The organism is Catenuloplanes japonicus (assembly GCF_000717135.1).
In the GTDB taxonomy this organism is placed as follows: Bacteria; Actinomycetota; Actinomycetes; order Mycobacteriales; family Micromonosporaceae; genus Catenuloplanes; species Catenuloplanes japonicus.
On sequence record NZ_JNXY01000027.1, the window covers coordinates 46,339 to 60,638 of the forward strand.

Below are 14,300 nucleotides of genomic sequence, written 5' to 3' on the forward strand. Positions count from 1 at the left end.
TACCCCATCATGCTCTTGAATTTGATCTTGCTTTGCCCGCCCCTAGGCGGTGATCAGGGTGCCGATCTTCTCGCCGCCCACGGCCTTGATGATCGTGTCAGCCCCTTCGGCGCCGAAGACCAGCATGGGCATGCCGTTGTCCATGCACAGGCTGAACGCGGTCGCGTCGGCCACCCGCAGACCCTGCTGCAGGGCCTCGGCGAACGTCACGGTGTCGAGCTTGGTGGCGGTCGGGTCGGTCCGCGGGTCCGCGGTGTAGACGCCGTCGACGCCGTTCTTGCTCATCAGGACCACGTCGGCGTTGATCTCCAGCGCGCGCTGGGCGGAGACCGTGTCGGTCGAGAAGTACGGCATACCGGCGCCGGCGCCGAAGATCACGACGCGGCCCTTCTCCAGGTGACGGATCGCACGGAGCGGAATGTACGGCTCGGCGACCTGGGCCATCGTGATCGCGCTCTGCACGCGGGTCTCGATGCCCTCCTTCTCCAGGAAGTCCTGGAGCGCGAGCGCGTTCATCACGGTGCCGAGCATGCCCATGTAGTCGGCCCGGTTGCGGTCCATGCCGCGCTTCTGCAGATCCGCGCCGCGGAAGAAGTTGCCGCCGCCGACCACGACCGAGACCTGGACGCCGCGGCGGACCACGGTGGCGATCTGGCGCGCCATGCCCTGCACCACATCCGGGTCGACGCCGACGCTGCCGCCGCCGAAGACCTCGCCGGACAGCTTCAGCACGACCCGCCGCGGCCTGCCAGCCTTGGCCTCCACCGGAGCGATCTGCTCGGTCACCACCGTCATGCGGCCCGCCTTCCCTTCGCCTGCTGTCTTTGAGACGGGGTTACCCACCGGCGCTGCCACGCCGACACGAACCCGTCGCGGTGTGCACCATATGCGACGAGGAGACCGCGGTGCCTGTCGCAGTACACCAACGGCCTCCTCGTACTCATGGCCTCCGGCGCCGGCCTGCCCGGCCGGCGCCGCGAAACGTGCGGGCCTGGATCAGGCCTGGCCGACCTCGAGCCGGACAAACCGGGTGATCTCGATGCCCGCCTCCGCGAGAACCTGCTTCACGGTCTTCTTGCTGTCGGCGACCGAGGCCTGCTCGATCAGCACGGTGTCCTTGAAGAAGCCGTTGACGCGACCCTCGACGATCTTCGGCAGCGCGCCCTCCGGCTTGCCCTCCTCGCGAGCGGTCTGCTCGGCGATCCGGCGCTCGGACTCGACGACGTCCGCGGGGACCTCCTCGCGGGTCACGTACTTCGGGCGCATGGCGGCGATCTGCATCGCCACGGCGCGCGCGTCCGCGTCGGCGGCCTCGTCGGACTTGCCGGTGTACTCCACCAGCACGCCGACGGCCGGCGGGAGGTCCTGCGCCTTGCGGTGCAGGTAGACGGCGGTGACGCCGTCGAGCAGCGCGAAGCGGTTCAGCACCAGCTTCTCGCCGATCTTGGCGGAGAGCTCCTGCACGGCGGCGTCGACGGTGCGGCCGTCGGCCAGCGTGCTGGCCTTCAGCGCCTCGGCGTCGGTGACGCCCGCGCTCGCGCCGTGCTCGACCAGCTCCTGCGCGAACGCGACGAAGTCCGCGTTCTTCGCGACGAAGTCGGTCTCACAGTTGATCTCGAGCAGCGCCTTGCCGGAGTGGGCGACGAGCCCGTTGGCGGCGGTGCGGCCGGCACGCTTGCCGACGTCCTTCGCGCCCTTGATGCGGAGGAACTCGACGGCCTTGTCGAAGTCGCCGTCGGCCTCGGTCAGGGCCTTCTTGCTGTCCATCATGCCGGCGCCCGTGAGGTCGCGCAGCTTCTTGACGTCCGCAGCGGTGAAGTTGGACATGACTCTCTCTTCGATGTCTGTGTCGTGCAGGGCGGCGGTCTGTGGTGCGGGCCCGCGGGAGAGTCTCCCGCGGGCCCACGGCAGGACTGGTGTTACTCGGCCGACGCGGTGGCCGGCTCGGCGACCGGCGCCTCGGCGGCGGCCGGCTCGGCAGCGGCCTCAGCGGCGGCGGGCTCGGCGGCGGCCTTCTTCTCGCCCGACTCCAGCAGCTCGCGCTCCCACTCGGCCAGCGGCTCGTCCGCACCGACGGCGGCACCCTGCGGCTTCTCGCCGCCACGGCCGGCACGGCCCGAACGGGCGATCAGACCGTCCGCGACCGCGGTGGCGACCACGCGGGTCAGCAGCTCGGCGGAACGGATCGCGTCGTCGTTACCCGGGATCGGGAAGTCGACCTCGTCGGGGTCGCAGTTGGTGTCCAGCACCGCGATGACCGGGATGCCCAGCTTGCGGGCCTCGTCGACCGCGATGTGCTCCTTCTTGGTGTCGACGACCCAGATCGCCGACGGCACCTTCTGCATGTCCCGCAGGCCGCCCAGCGTCTTCGTGAGCTTGGTCTTCTCACGGAAGAGCTGCAGCGTCTCCTTCTTGGTGTAACCCGCGGCGGTGCCGGTCAGGTCACCCAGGGCCTCGAGCTCCTTCATGCGCTGAAGCCGCTTGTAGACCGTCTGGAAGTTGGTGAGCATGCCGCCCAGCCAGCGGTGGTTCACGTACGGCTGGCCGACCCGGGTCGCCTGCTCGGCGATGGCCTCCTGCGCCTGCTTCTTGGTGCCGACGAAGAGGATCGAGCCGCCCTCGGCGACCGTGTTCTTGATGTACTCGTACGCCTTCTCGATGTAATCGAGCGTCTGGCGGAGGTCGATGATGTAGATGCCGTTGCGCTCGGTGAAGATGAAGCGCTTCATCTTCGGGTTCCACCGACGGGTCTGGTGCCCGAAGTGAACGCCGCTCTCCAGCAGCTGACGCATGCTGACTACAGCCATGGTGAAATGCTCCCTGCGTTGTCCCTGGTTGTGCCGCCGATGCCATTCGGCCCGGCGCCTGGCGCCCGGTCGCCGGCCAGGGCGGGCCCGCTGCTCGCGCTCGTGCGCGTGAATCGGGACCAGGGAGGCCGGCGCCTCGTGGCGGGAAGTCGGCAATCACTGTCAGTGACCGTCGGCCGCCGTGAAGAAGGCGCGCGAGGTCGACCGCATGTCACGGTCGCCGAGGGCAAGCATACGCCGCTCCCGGCGTACCTGGCCGGGAGGGCTCTTGTTCCCCGTTCTACCTGGCGGCGACCGCGGCGGCGACGAGCAGGACGAGGCCGAGCGGGAGGTGAGCGAGTGGCGGGCGCCACCACGTGCGGTGATCGGCGGCGCGGCCGGTGGTGAACAGCGCGTAGAGGCCGAAGCCGGTGAGCGGGAGGCTGAGCGCGAGCGCGAGGCCGCTGACCAGGTTGCCGGCCGCGGCGACGCCGCCGGTGAAGCCGTCGAGGAGCAGTCGCAGCGCGGGGAACTCCATCAGGAGCACGACCAGGCCGATGGGTACGGCCAGGATGGGGCGACGGGTCGTGTAGACGCGCTCGGCAACGGGGATCTGGGTATAGCCCGGCTCGGCGGCCGGATACGCATGGTGGGCGCCGGGCTCGGGTTCGCCGTGCGCGGGAGGCGGGGTTGCCGGCGCCGCGCCCGGGTCGGCGGGCGGGCGGCGGAGCGCGGCGCGGTCCAGCGCCTCCGTGCGGTAGCGGGGGATGTCGCCGGTCAGCGGGTACGCGGCGGTGAGGCCCGCGACCGGGTTCGGTTCCGCGGGCGCGGGCGTCGTGTCCGGGGCCGCGGAGGTGGGCGTGACCACCGGGAGCGCCTCCAGGCCACGGCCGGTGACGGCGTCGTAGTCGTACCCGCGCCGCGAACGGACCTCGGGCTGGGCGGGCACCTCCGGGACCGGCGTCTCCGGCGCCTTGACACGCGGCACGTTCCAGTGGTCGCTGTAGCCGGTCGGGTCGGTCAGCGGGTCGGAGGCGCGACGCGGGCGGGCAGGCGCGCGTGCGTCGTCCGCGGGCGCGTCCCAGGCCCGGTCGGCCTGCCACTGCGGCTCTGGTTCATCTGCATACCGACGTCCATCCACGGTCGGCACCGTATGTCACCGAAAGTTCCGCGCGCTACTGCCGTGACGGGTGTCGTACCACAACTGTCCCAAGATCGACCGCCTGTCCACAGGCAGTTTCCCCCTCCACATCCCGATCTTGAGCCGTTGCCCGCCACCCCCGCCCCCACCCACGGTGAACCCCATGACACCCACAACCCGCGCGGTCGGCGCCTACGGGGAACGAGTGGCGTTGCGGCACCTGATCGACGCGGGGATGACCCCGGTCGCCCGCAACTGGCACTGCGCCGACGGCGAGATAGACCTGATCCTCTCCGACGGCGACGACCTCGTCTTCTGCGAGGTCAAGACACGCCGCACGACGACGTTCGGCGTGCCCGCCGAGGCGGTCGGCCCGCGCAAGCAGCAGCGGCTGCGCCGGCTCGCCGGCCGGTGGCTGGCCGGCACGCCCGCCCGCGGCGAGCATGTCCGCTTCGACGTGGTCGCCGTGACGCCCCGGCGCCGGGGTGCCGCGTCGGTCGAACACCTCCGCAGCGCGTTCTGAAGGCGGGCGACGATGAGCTACGCCAAGGTGTGCTGCGTCGGGCTGGTCGGCGTGGAGGGTCATCTCGTCGAGGTCGAGGTCGACATCGCCCCCGGGCTGCCCGGGGTCACGCTCACCGGCCTGCCCGACACCGCGCTCAACGAGGCCCGCGACCGGGTGCGCGCCGCGATCGTCAACTCCGGCGAGGAGTGGCCCAACCGGCGGCTCACCGTCAACCTCCTCCCCGCCACGCTGCCCAAACGCGGCTCCGCCTTCGACCTGGCCATCGCGGCCGGCATCCTCGCCTGCGCGGGCGAGCTGCCACCGGTCGGGCTGGACGGCGTCGCGATCCTGGGCGAGCTCGGCCTGGACGGCACCGTGCGCCCGATCCGGGGCGTGCTGCCGATGGTCAACGCGGCCGCCCGCGCCGGGCTCACCCGCGCGGTCGTCCCGGTGCAGAATGCGGACGAGGCCACCGTCGTGCCCGGCGTCGACGTGCGTGCGGTCGACACGCTGCAACGGCTGATCGGCTTCGTCCGCGGCACGGACACGCTGCTCCCGCCGCCCGGCTCCCCCGAGCCCCCGCTGCCGCCCGCGCCCGACTTGGCTGACGTGGCCGGTCAGCCCGTCGGCCGCCGGGCCATCGAGGTCGCCGCCGCCGGCGCGCACCACCTGGCGCTCATCGGCCCACCCGGCGCCGGCAAGACCATGCTCGCCGAGCGCCTGCCGTCCGTGCTCCCGGAGCTGGACGATCTGGCCGCGCTGGAGGTCACCGCCGTCCACTCCATCGCCGGCACGCTCCCGCCCGGCGGCCGGCTCATCCGCCGCCCGCCGTTCCAGGCCCCGCATCACACGGCGACGCTGGCCTCGCTCGTCGGCGGCGGCTCCGGGCTCGCCCGGCCCGGCGCGCTCTCCCTGGCCCACCGCGGTGTGCTCTTCCTCGACGAGGCGCCCGAGTTCGCCTCCCGGGTGCTCGACTCGCTGCGCCAGCCGCTGGAGTCCGGCCGGGTCACGCTCAACCGCACCGGCGGCACCACCGAATACCCGACCCGCGTCCAGCTCGTCGTCGCGGCGAACCCCTGCCCGTGCGCCAAACCGGCCGGCGACATCGCCTGCGAGTGCACGCCGCTGGCCCGCCGCCGATACCTCGGCCGGCTCTCCGGCCCGCTGATGGACCGCATCGACCTGCGCGTCCGGCTGCACGCGATGCGCGCGGCCGACCTGGTCGGCGCGGATCGGCCGCGGGAGGACTCCGCCACCGTCGCCGCCCGCGTCGCGCAGGCGCGCGCGGCCGCCGCGGCCCGCTGGTCGCCCCAGGGCTGGCGCACCAACGCGGAGGTCCCCGGCGCCGCGCTGCGCCGCGCGCCCTGGCAGCTGCCCGCCGCCGACATCCACCGGCTCCAGCGGGCGCTGGACCAGGGCTCGATGACCGCACGCGGGTTCGACCGCACGCTGCGCCTGGCCTGGACGATCGCCGACCTCGACGGACTGGACCGGCCCGGTGCCGGTGAGGTGGCCGAGGCGAGCCAGCTGCGCGCCGGGGAGCACGGATGAGCGCGCGGGCGGACCGGCTGGCCCGGATCGCGCTGACCTGGCTGCTCGAGCCCGGACACCTGATCGGCTGGGAGATGGTCCAGGCGTTCGGCGCGCCCGAGACGCTCTGGCGCATCCTCAACGACCCGGCCTGTCACTCCGCGACCCGCAACACGGCCGCGGCGCGCCTCTCGGCCGGCGACCCGCTGCAGACCGCGGAGCAGCTGCTGGCGCGCGCCGGTGAACTCGGCGCACGACTGATCATCCCCGGCGACGCGGAGTGGCCGGACCAGGTCGGCGACCTCCGCACGATCGACCTGCGCAGCACCCGCGAGCGCGTCGACCGGGACACCCGGCCGCCGCTGTGCCTGTGGGTGCGGGGGCCGCTGCCGCTCGCCGCCACGCTCGCCCGGTCCGTCGCCGTGGTCGGCGCCCGAGCCGCCACCGAGTACGGGCAGCGGATGGCCTCGGAGATCGGCTTCGACCTGGCCGGCAAGGGCTGGACCGTCGTGTCCGGCGGCGCGTTCGGCATCGACGGCGCCGCGCACCGCGCCGCCCTGCGCGCCGGCGGGATCACGGTGGCGTTCCTCGCCTGCGGCGTCGACCGGCCCTACCCGGCCGGCAACACCGCCATGTTCGAGCAGATCGCCGGCAGCGGCCTGCTCGTCTCCGAATGGCCGCCCGGCGCCGAGCCGCTACGGCACCGCTTCCTGGTCCGGAACCGTCTCATCGCGGCCGTCACCCGCGGCACCGTCGTGGTCGAGGCCGCGGCCCGCAGCGGCGCCGTCCAGACACTCGGCCGCGCACAGGGCATCCCCGGCCGCGTCGCCATGGCGGTCCCCGGCCCGGTCGGCTCCGTGATGTCCGTCGGCTGCCACGACGCGCTCCGCAACCTGCCCGGCACCCGCCTGGTCACCGGCGCCGCCGACATCCTCGAAGAGGTCGGCGCGATCGGCGACGACCTCGCCCCACGCCCGCGCGGCCACGACCAGGACCGCGACAGCCTCGACGAGGACTCCGCCCGCCTGCTGGAAGCCTTCCCCGCCGGCCGCCGCGAGGCCACGGCCGACCAGCTGTCCGCCCACACCGGCATCGACCCCCGCACCACCCTGCGCCGCCTGGCCCTCCTCACCGAACTCGGCTTCATCACCTCCCAGGAGGGCACCTACGCGCTCGTCCCTCGCCGCCGCTCCCCGCGACGGTGACCATTCCCGAGGCCATCGCGGCGGGCGGCTCCGCTTCCCGCCGCGTCTGGTCCTCACGAGCACTACTCGCCGGGGGCAACCAACGGCCACCAGGCCGGAACGGCCACCAGGCCGGAACGGCCACCAGGCCGGAACGGCCACCAGGCCGGAACGGCCACCAGGCCGGAACGGCCACACCAGGCCGGAACGGCCACCAGGCCGGAACGGCCACCAGCTTCGCTGTGATGTCGGCGGCTTGGGTCGTCGTGTAGTCGGATTGGGAGGTGACAGGCCAGATGGCTGCTGCGTTCGCTGGGCCTGTGGTCGGGGCTTTGCTCGTTCTTGCGTTCGCCGCTTTGCTCAGTCTTCGGCTTCGAGGTCTCGCCTGGTCGACGGACACTCCGTGCCCGAAATTTCATGATTTAGCAGCCTGGCGGCCGCGGCATCCTCGTCCTGACGCCGAGAGCTCAGGATTGGTTGCGGTTTTGCCTCCGGCGGGAGCGCTCCGGCTCCGGGGCAGGATTCAACACCTTTTCAGCTGCGCTGGACCGGAATCCGTGGCTGGGTTTCGTGCGGCCTGGCTGCCCCGTTTGCCATCGACCCGGGTCAAGCCGAGCAGATCATCGGCAGGGCCGCCAGCTTTGGTCTGTCGCGCGGCGGCTGCGTGGTCCTCGCGTGTGGGTGGTCGCTTCTTGCTGATCGGCTGCGGTTGTCGGGTGGTCCGGTTTTGAGGGTTGCGTCGGGCGGGCGCGCTGCTGGTTTCGTCGTGGTCGGGTTCAGGCTTGCGTCACACGCCTTGCCGCCGGTGCGTTGGTGGCGGCCCTGCCGATGATCTGCACCCCTGCGGGCGGGTCGACGGCAAACGGGGCAGCCAGGCGGTCACCACTGTGACTGCGGGCGCATAAAGGACAAAGGCCCCGCTCGCGGCCGGCGTCAGGGCTGTTCAAGATCCTTGCGTCTCTGGTGGCCCTTTCGCGGGCCGGGGAAAGGAGACGCAAAGGATCTTGAATCCCGGATATTGGAAGCACGCGCTCGGACTGTGGAAGAAGGTCGGGCGGGCATCGTTACTGAGCTTTCGGCGTCAGCGAGGCCGTGGTTGGCCCACGGGCCGCTATCTCCTGAAATTTCAGGCGCGGTGAGCCCGGTTCATTGCGGCTGGTCTGGACCTCGATGCCGAAAGCTGACCGGAAAATAGGTGCCGCCGCGGCCCGAAGCTGAAGAATTCCACGCCCGCGAGGCGTCACCCCGAAGGTGTCAGGAGGACTCAGTACTTCTGGCCGGGACCTTCCTGCCCATTCCGTAAGCACTCCCCCAGCTGACCGACGGCAACGCCTGACCCTCTGTGGTGTCCCGCCGGCCCGGCCCGCGAGGCGAGGAGGGCCGGCGGATCCGCCCATGCGGACGGACGCCGGTCGAGTCCTGCACGATTCACGATCTGGGCTCGCTTGCTCTGTGCCCGCTCCGGTCCCTTCACGAGACCCCACGCTCTCTCCACGAGCGCCGAGGGCCAACTCGAGCCCCGCCCGCTCGGCCGGTCCCGCGCTCTCGGGCGATGCACCGGGCTCGGGCGGCCCGCGCACCCGGCCTCGCCCCGGAAGCCGGGCTTCGCCGCCGCCCTCTGCCTGCGCCGCTCACGCGTGCCGGGTTGACGATGGCCTCGACGGCGCGGACTGTCGACGGATGGGGAGCAGCGACCACAGACACACCCGTGCGACACAGACGATCTACGAGAGCCTGCCGCCGGCAATGCGCGCGGTCGTCGACGAGTTCGCGCATCACCTGGGGACCGTCGAGGACCGGTCCGTGCACACCGTGCGGGCCTATGTGGGTGACGCGGTCTCGCTGCTGGGGCACGCGGCCGGCTCCGGCTGCGCGAAGCTGGGCGACCTGGGCATCGCGGAGTTGCGCAGCTGGCTGGCCGCGCAGCGTGAGGAGGGTGCCGCGCGCACCTCGATGGCCCGGCGGGCGGCGTCGGCGCGGGCGCTCACCGCCTGGGCGTACCGTGCACAGCACCTGGAGCACGACGTGGGTGCCCAGCTGGCCAGTCCGAGGGCGCAGCGTGCGCTGCCGGGTCCGCTGCGGGCCGACCAGGCGGAGAAGCTGGTCACGTCCCCGGCCCACGGCGACGACACCCCTGTGGACGTGCGTGACCGTCTCGTCCTGGAGCTGCTCTACGCCACCGGCATCCGGGTCAGTGAGCTGTGCGGCCTGGACGTCTCCGATCTGGACCGGACGCGCCGCCTGGTCCGGGTGCTCGGCAAGGGCGGCAAGGAGCGGTCGGTGCCCTACGGTGTGCCGGCCGAGCGGGCGCTGGACGTCTACCTCCGCACCGCGCGTCCCGCCCTGAACAGCCCGGACAGCGGTGACGCGCTGCTGCTGGGAGCGCGGGGAGGCCGTCTGCAGCCGACGATCGCCCGGCGGGTCGTCTCGGCGTACGCGCGGGCCGAGAGCCTGCCGCACACCACGCCGCACGGGTTGCGCCACTCGGCCGCGACGCATCTGCTGGAGGGCGGCGCGGACCTGCGCGTGGTCCAGGAGCTGCTGGGGCACGCCTCGCCGGCCACCACGCAGATCTACACGCACGTCTCGGTCGAGCGGCTGCGTGCCGCGTACCGTCAGGCGCACCCCCGTGCCTGAAAAGCAGCGTCCTGCCCGTTCCGCCCACTACGATCGACGGGTGGGCGCTGGTGACGTACGGCCGCCGGACGCGATAGCCGGCGCACGATTGCTCTTCTCGCTGGATCCGGCCGTCTCGTATCTGAACCACGGCACGGTCGGCGTGACCCCGATCGCGGTTCAGCGCGCGCAGCAGCGCCTCCGCGACGAGATCGAGCTGGATCCGGTGCGTTTCTACACCCGGGGGTTGCGCGACCGCATCGGGCACACCCGGCGGCATCTGGCGACGCAGTTCGGCGCGGACCCGGACGGCACCGCGCTGATTCCGAACACGACCGCCGGCATCTCGATCGTGCTGCAGTCGATGGGGCTGCGCCCCGGCGACGAGATCCTGCTGACCGATCACGGCTACGGCTCGGTCGCGGTCGCGGCCGCCCGGGAGTGCCGGCGGACCGGCGCGGTGGTCCGCACGGTGGCGGTGCCGCTGACGGCCGGGGACGGCGAGGTGGTGTCGCTGATCAAGGGCGCGTTCACCGACCGTACCCGCCTGCTGATCGTGGACCAGGTCGCCTCTTCCACGGTCAAGCTCTTCCCGCTCGTGCCCATCGTGGAGGCCGCCCACCGCGCCGGCGTGGCGGTCCTGGTCGACGGCGCGCACGCCCCGGGAATGCTGCCGCTCGCCATCGACGAGATCGGCGCGGACTTCTGGGTCGGCAACCTGCACAAGTGGGCGTTCGCGCCGCGCTCGGTGGCAATGCTGGCCGTGACACCTCGTTGGCGGGACCGGATCGAGCCGCTCGCCGTCTCCTGGGAGCACGGTGAGGGCTTCCCGGCGAACGTCGAGTCCCAGGGCACGCTGGACTACACGCCGTGGCTGTCCGCGCCGAGCGGCCTCTTCGTGCTGCGCACGCTCGGCCACGATCGGGTGCGCACCCACAACGCGGCGCTCGCCGCCTACGGCCAGCGGGTGATCGGCGCCGCGCTCGGCCTTCGCGCCGCGAGCCTGCCGGACCCCGGCGGTGCGGGCGTCGCCATGCGTATCATCCCGCTGCCCCACGGCGTCGCCACCACCGACGCGGACGCGGTCGCGCTCCGCCACCTCATCGCGGACAAACTGGGCGCCGCGGTCGGCGTCAACGCCTGGAACGCCCGCGGCTGGCTCCGCATCTGCGGCCAGGTCTACAACCAGCCCGACGAGTACGACCGCCTCGCCGCCCGCCTCCCCGCCCTCCTCAACGCCGGCGGCCAGTAGCCTCGCACGATCCCGAAGAGCAAAGATCAAGATCTTAAGAAGCATTTCCCACTTCGCGGTGGTTGCGGTCCGCACGCTCCCGCGGGCACCGGTCGTCGCTGGCGCTCCTCCCTTCCGCTCCCGCGCCACACCGGCCGAGAACAAAGACCCGCCCGCACGGCCATCCCACCGCGTGCGCGATACAGGCCGGGTCTCGATCACCACGAGCGGCGCAGGGCTCATCCCCCACATCCGATCCGAGCCAGACGACCGGCGAATGTCGATTGTCCGCGGCACCCGATCGGCTGGCGGGCCGGCCATGACCGCCCTTGCCCCACTCGTCGGCACACAGTCCTCTCCGCACCGCGGAACCGCGCGGACTGCGATCGCCCGCTACGCGCGGCATCCGACACGGTGCGCGCGCCGGATCAGATCGACATCGGCCACGGCCCGGCTGCCACGCCGGCACGAGGGTTCCCCGGTCTTTCACCGGACCGCGAAAGTGACGCGCGGCCGGCGACGCACCGGGATGTGTGGCACCGGCCGAGTCCCCGCCGCGGACCGGCACAGGCTCACCCCACGCCGCTGCAAAGTCACACGGCCAGCGACCCAGCACCGATGCACGCGCTGGGCGCGCCCCTGCCGACGTGAGTACCGCGGAAGTCGCGTTGCTCTTTCCCGCGCCGCGCGGAACCGGCTCCGACGCCGGGAGGCAAGCGGAGCGCCAGCGGAGGCTTGGCGGACGGCGAGGTTTGCCCGCGGGAGCAACGCTGCCGCACCACGCCGTTGCCTTCCGACATATGAGGGGGACTCTGTCAGATGTGGTGTTGCCCGGATCCAAGTCTGGGGCGCAAACCCACGCTGACCTGCGGGCCGCTGTCCACAGGCCAGAAAGTTGTCCACAGATCTCGAACTCGGTGGTCGCGTGATTCCGGCGGCAGGACGAGGCTCTGACCATGCCATCCACGCTGCTCATTGTCGTCCTGGTCGTCACCGGCTTCCTGCCCGGCGGCATCGTCCCGAGCGCTCCCGGCGGCCGGTCCAGCCCGTCGGCGCGGACCGCTGCGGTCCACACGGCCCTCCCACCGCCACCGGACACGGGCGCCGGAGACACCGGTGGCGGCACAGTGCGGGAAGCGCTGCTGGTGGACGGCAGGTTCGTCTGGCCGGTGGACGGGTGGCCGCCGCCGATCCTCCGCCGCTTCGATCCTCCGCCGCAGCCCTGGCTGGCCGGGCATCGCGGTGTGGATCTCGGGGCGGGGCCGGGCGCGACGGTCCGGGCCGCGGGCGACGGCACCGTGGTCTTCGCCGGGACAGTCGCCGGTCAGGGCGTGGTCAGCGTCGCGCACTCCGGCGGTGTGCGCACCACCTACCAGCCGGTCCACATCGGGATCGTCGCCGGTCGGAAGGTCACGGCCGGCACGCCGCTGGGCACGCTCGCCGCCGGTCATCCCGGCTGTCCGGCCGCGGCCTGCCTGCACTGGGGGCTCCGCCGCGGTCCGGACTATCTGGACCCGCTGATGCTCCTGGCACTCGGCCGCGCCCGCCTGCTCCCGCTGACCGCGAGCCCGCAGACCAGTCCGGCGCAGCCCGCTCAGGCGCAGGAGTGACCGTCGGGACGGAAGAGCCCGGAGTGCGGCACCACCGCAGCCCCGGGCCGGGAAGGAGGAGGGGATTGTCAGCTGGGGAAGCCGGTGTCCGTCGGCAGGGAGATCTCCGGCTTCTCCAGCTCCTCAACGTTGACGTCCTTGAACGTCATCACGCGCACGTTCTTGACGAAGCGGGCCGGCCGGTACATGTCCCAGACCCACGCGTCCTGCATCTCGACCTCGAAGTAGACCTCGCCGTCCGAGTTGCGCACGTGCAGGTCGACATGGTTCGCGAGGTAGAAGCGCCGCTCCGTCTCGACCACATAGGAGAATTGGCGGACGATGTCGCGGTACTCCCGGTAGAGCTGCAGCTCCATCTCGGTCTCGTACTTCTCGAGATCTTCTGCGCTCATGGTTGTCCGCCCTTCATCTGGCCATCTTCCCCCACCCACGTCGGCGGTCGTGGCTGCTGCTCCGATGCCACGCCGACGGTACTCCAGCCCGTGCCGACTTTCGCCATCGCCTCAGCCGATGTGCCACCGGAGGACACCACCGACGGACGATCGGATTCCGCGCTGACCGGACGCCGCGCCCGAGGCGGGCTGCCGGCGCGGCCGGACACCGCCGCCACGTTCGCGTACGAGTACCGATGTTCCACGCAAGGCCCGTGCTCCGCCAGTGCGGTGTTGTGCTCCGCGGTCACGTAACCCTTGTGGTCGGCGAAGCCGTACGCCGGGAACTCGGCGTCCAGCTCCACCATGATCCGGTCCCGGGTGACCTTGGCGAGCACGCTCGCCGCCGCCACGCACGCGGCGACCTGGTCGCCCTTCCACACGGCGAGTCCGGGCACGCCGAGCCCGTCCACCGCGAAGCCGTCCGTGAGGACGTACTCGGGGCGGACGGAAAGCGTTGCCAGCGCACGGCGCATGGCCGCGAGGTTACACACATGGAGGCCGCGTGCATCCACCTCGGTGGGCGGTATGACCACCACCGAGTAGACGAACGCCCGCTTGACCACTTCTGCGTAGATTCGTTCGCGCGCGGCGGCGGTCAGCAGCTTCGAATCGGTGAGCCCGTCGATCTCGCCGCGCTTGCCGGCCGGCAACACCACCGCGGCCGCGACCAGCGGTCCCGCGCACGCGCCACGCCCGGCCTCGTCCGCGCCGGCGACCAGCTGAAATCCCCGGCGCTGCAACGCCCGCTCCAGCGCGTAGATGCCGCCCTCGCGCCGGACGACGGTCTTCGGCGGGCTAAGCATCGGCGGTCACCCGGCGCAGCAGTTCCGCCAGCCCGTCCGGGTGGACCGGGTCGGCCGCGGAGTCCAGCTCGTCGACCGGCCACCAGCGGTGCTCCAGCGTGGTGGCGCGCTCGACATCGTCGAACCCGCTCGTGTCGACGTCGAACCCGGCCGTCCGCAACAGGAAGAACTCCTGCTCCTGCCGGTACCAGACGTGGTCGAACGGGTATTCGGTCACCTCGGCGTGCACCGGCGACCCGAGCGCCTCGACCGGCACGTCCAGCCCGGCCTCCTCGCGCAGCTCGCGCCGGGCGGCCTCGGCCGGTGTCTCGTCCGCGTCGAGCCCGCCGCCGATCGTGAACCAGTACGGCTCACCGGGCCGGCCCGGGTCGACGCCCCGGAACAGCAGCACCCGCCCGGCCTCGTCGACCAGCAGCACGCGAGCCGCACGACGCGGCACGAAGTCCACCATCACCTCAGC

Annotated in this window: 13 protein-coding genes; 6 read left to right on the forward strand and 7 right to left on the reverse strand. The window is 72.2% G+C overall.

Annotated features, from left to right (window positions below):
* Positions 1–42: 42 nt before the first annotated feature.
* From pyrH to OP04_RS50350, 4 genes are all read right to left on the reverse strand, one after another.
* The gene (pyrH, locus tag OP04_RS33055; protein ID WP_033343850.1) at positions 43–795 is read right to left on the reverse strand and encodes a UMP kinase; all 753 of its coding nucleotides are present in this window, start codon (positions 793–795) and stop codon (positions 43–45) included.
* A 201-nt stretch (positions 796–996) separates the two neighbouring features.
* Complete coding sequence (tsf, locus tag OP04_RS33060) at positions 997–1,827, reverse strand: translation elongation factor Ts (RefSeq protein WP_033343851.1); 831 nt, start codon at positions 1,825–1,827, stop codon at positions 997–999.
* A 92-nt stretch (positions 1,828–1,919) separates the two neighbouring features.
* On the reverse strand, positions 1,920–2,807 hold the full coding sequence (rpsB, locus tag OP04_RS33065) for a 30S ribosomal protein S2 (RefSeq protein ID WP_033343852.1): 888 nt from the start codon (positions 2,805–2,807) through the stop codon (positions 1,920–1,922).
* A gap of 280 nt (positions 2,808–3,087) precedes the next feature.
* Complete coding sequence (locus tag OP04_RS50350) at positions 3,088–3,927, reverse strand: hypothetical protein (protein ID WP_157240702.1); 840 nt, start codon at positions 3,925–3,927, stop codon at positions 3,088–3,090.
* 154 nt (positions 3,928–4,081) lie between these two features.
* On the opposite strand from OP04_RS50350, the gene OP04_RS33075 reads away from it, so the two are divergent.
* From OP04_RS33075 to OP04_RS33100, 6 genes are all read left to right on the forward strand, one after another.
* Complete coding sequence (locus tag OP04_RS33075; protein ID WP_408606807.1) at positions 4,082–4,450, forward strand: YraN family protein; 369 nt, start codon at positions 4,082–4,084, stop codon at positions 4,448–4,450.
* Positions 4,451–4,462: 12 nt separating this feature from the next.
* Positions 4,463–5,983, forward strand: a complete 1,521-nt coding sequence (locus OP04_RS33080) for a YifB family Mg chelatase-like AAA ATPase (RefSeq protein WP_033343854.1) — start codon at positions 4,463–4,465, stop codon at positions 5,981–5,983.
* Entirely contained in the window at positions 5,980–7,167 is a 1,188-nt protein-coding gene (locus tag OP04_RS33085; RefSeq protein ID WP_085066958.1) for a DNA-processing protein DprA, read from the forward strand. The genes OP04_RS33080 and OP04_RS33085 overlap by 4 nt, the downstream gene beginning before the upstream one ends.
* A gap of 1,659 nt (positions 7,168–8,826) precedes the next feature.
* Positions 8,827–9,783: a tyrosine recombinase XerC gene (locus tag OP04_RS33090; RefSeq protein ID WP_033343855.1), complete on the forward strand. Its 957-nt coding sequence runs from the start codon at positions 8,827–8,829 to the stop codon at positions 9,781–9,783.
* A gap of 40 nt (positions 9,784–9,823) precedes the next feature.
* Positions 9,824–11,014: an aminotransferase class V-fold PLP-dependent enzyme gene (locus OP04_RS33095; RefSeq protein WP_033343856.1), complete on the forward strand. Its 1,191-nt coding sequence runs from the start codon at positions 9,824–9,826 to the stop codon at positions 11,012–11,014.
* 935 nt (positions 11,015–11,949) lie between these two features.
* On the forward strand, positions 11,950–12,603 hold the full coding sequence (locus OP04_RS33100) for a murein hydrolase activator EnvC family protein (RefSeq protein ID WP_051799464.1): 654 nt from the start codon (positions 11,950–11,952) through the stop codon (positions 12,601–12,603).
* 68 nt (positions 12,604–12,671) lie between these two features.
* Here OP04_RS33100 and OP04_RS33105 read toward each other — a convergent pair whose 3' ends face one another.
* Genes OP04_RS33105 through OP04_RS33115 form a run of 3 tightly spaced genes read right to left on the reverse strand, consistent with a single transcriptional unit; the run spans position 12,672 to position 14,291 of the window.
* Positions 12,672–12,995, reverse strand: coding sequence for a DUF2469 domain-containing protein (locus OP04_RS33105; protein ID WP_033343857.1), 324 nt, complete (start codon positions 12,993–12,995; stop codon positions 12,672–12,674).
* Entirely contained in the window at positions 12,992–13,840 is an 849-nt protein-coding gene (locus OP04_RS33110) for a ribonuclease HII (RefSeq protein ID WP_033343858.1), read from the reverse strand. Before OP04_RS33110 ends, OP04_RS33105 begins: the two co-directional genes overlap by 4 nt.
* Positions 13,833–14,291 carry an NUDIX hydrolase gene (locus OP04_RS33115; RefSeq protein WP_033343859.1) on the reverse strand — a complete coding sequence of 153 codons (459 nt, stop codon included), beginning with the start codon at positions 14,289–14,291 and terminating at the stop codon, positions 13,833–13,835. The genes OP04_RS33110 and OP04_RS33115 overlap by 8 nt, the downstream gene beginning before the upstream one ends.
* Positions 14,292–14,300: the final 9 nt, after the last annotated feature.

What these genes read in the sequence shown, in the direction of transcription:
- pyrH (WP_033343850.1), bottom strand. Translation starts at nt 795, where the DNA reads ATGACGGTGGTGACCGAGCAGATCGCTCCGGTGGAGGCCAAGGCTGGC.
- tsf (WP_033343851.1), bottom strand. Translation starts at nt 1,827, where the DNA reads ATGTCCAACTTCACCGCTGCGGACGTCAAGAAGCTGCGCGACCTCACG.
- rpsB (WP_033343852.1), bottom strand. Translation starts at nt 2,807, where the DNA reads ATGGCTGTAGTCAGCATGCGTCAGCTGCTGGAGAGCGGCGTTCACTTC.
- OP04_RS33080 (WP_033343854.1), top strand. Translation starts at nt 4,463, where the DNA reads ATGAGCTACGCCAAGGTGTGCTGCGTCGGGCTGGTCGGCGTGGAGGGT.
- OP04_RS33085 (WP_085066958.1), top strand. Translation starts at nt 5,980, where the DNA reads ATGAGCGCGCGGGCGGACCGGCTGGCCCGGATCGCGCTGACCTGGCTG.
- OP04_RS33090 (WP_033343855.1), top strand. Translation starts at nt 8,827, where the DNA reads ATGGGGAGCAGCGACCACAGACACACCCGTGCGACACAGACGATCTAC.
- OP04_RS33100 (WP_051799464.1), top strand. Translation starts at nt 11,950, where the DNA reads ATGCCATCCACGCTGCTCATTGTCGTCCTGGTCGTCACCGGCTTCCTG.
- OP04_RS33105 (WP_033343857.1), bottom strand. Translation starts at nt 12,995, where the DNA reads ATGAGCGCAGAAGATCTCGAGAAGTACGAGACCGAGATGGAGCTGCAG.
- OP04_RS33110 (WP_033343858.1), bottom strand. Translation starts at nt 13,840, where the DNA reads ATGCTTAGCCCGCCGAAGACCGTCGTCCGGCGCGAGGGCGGCATCTAC.
- OP04_RS33115 (WP_033343859.1), bottom strand. Translation starts at nt 14,291, where the DNA reads ATGGTGGACTTCGTGCCGCGTCGTGCGGCTCGCGTGCTGCTGGTCGAC.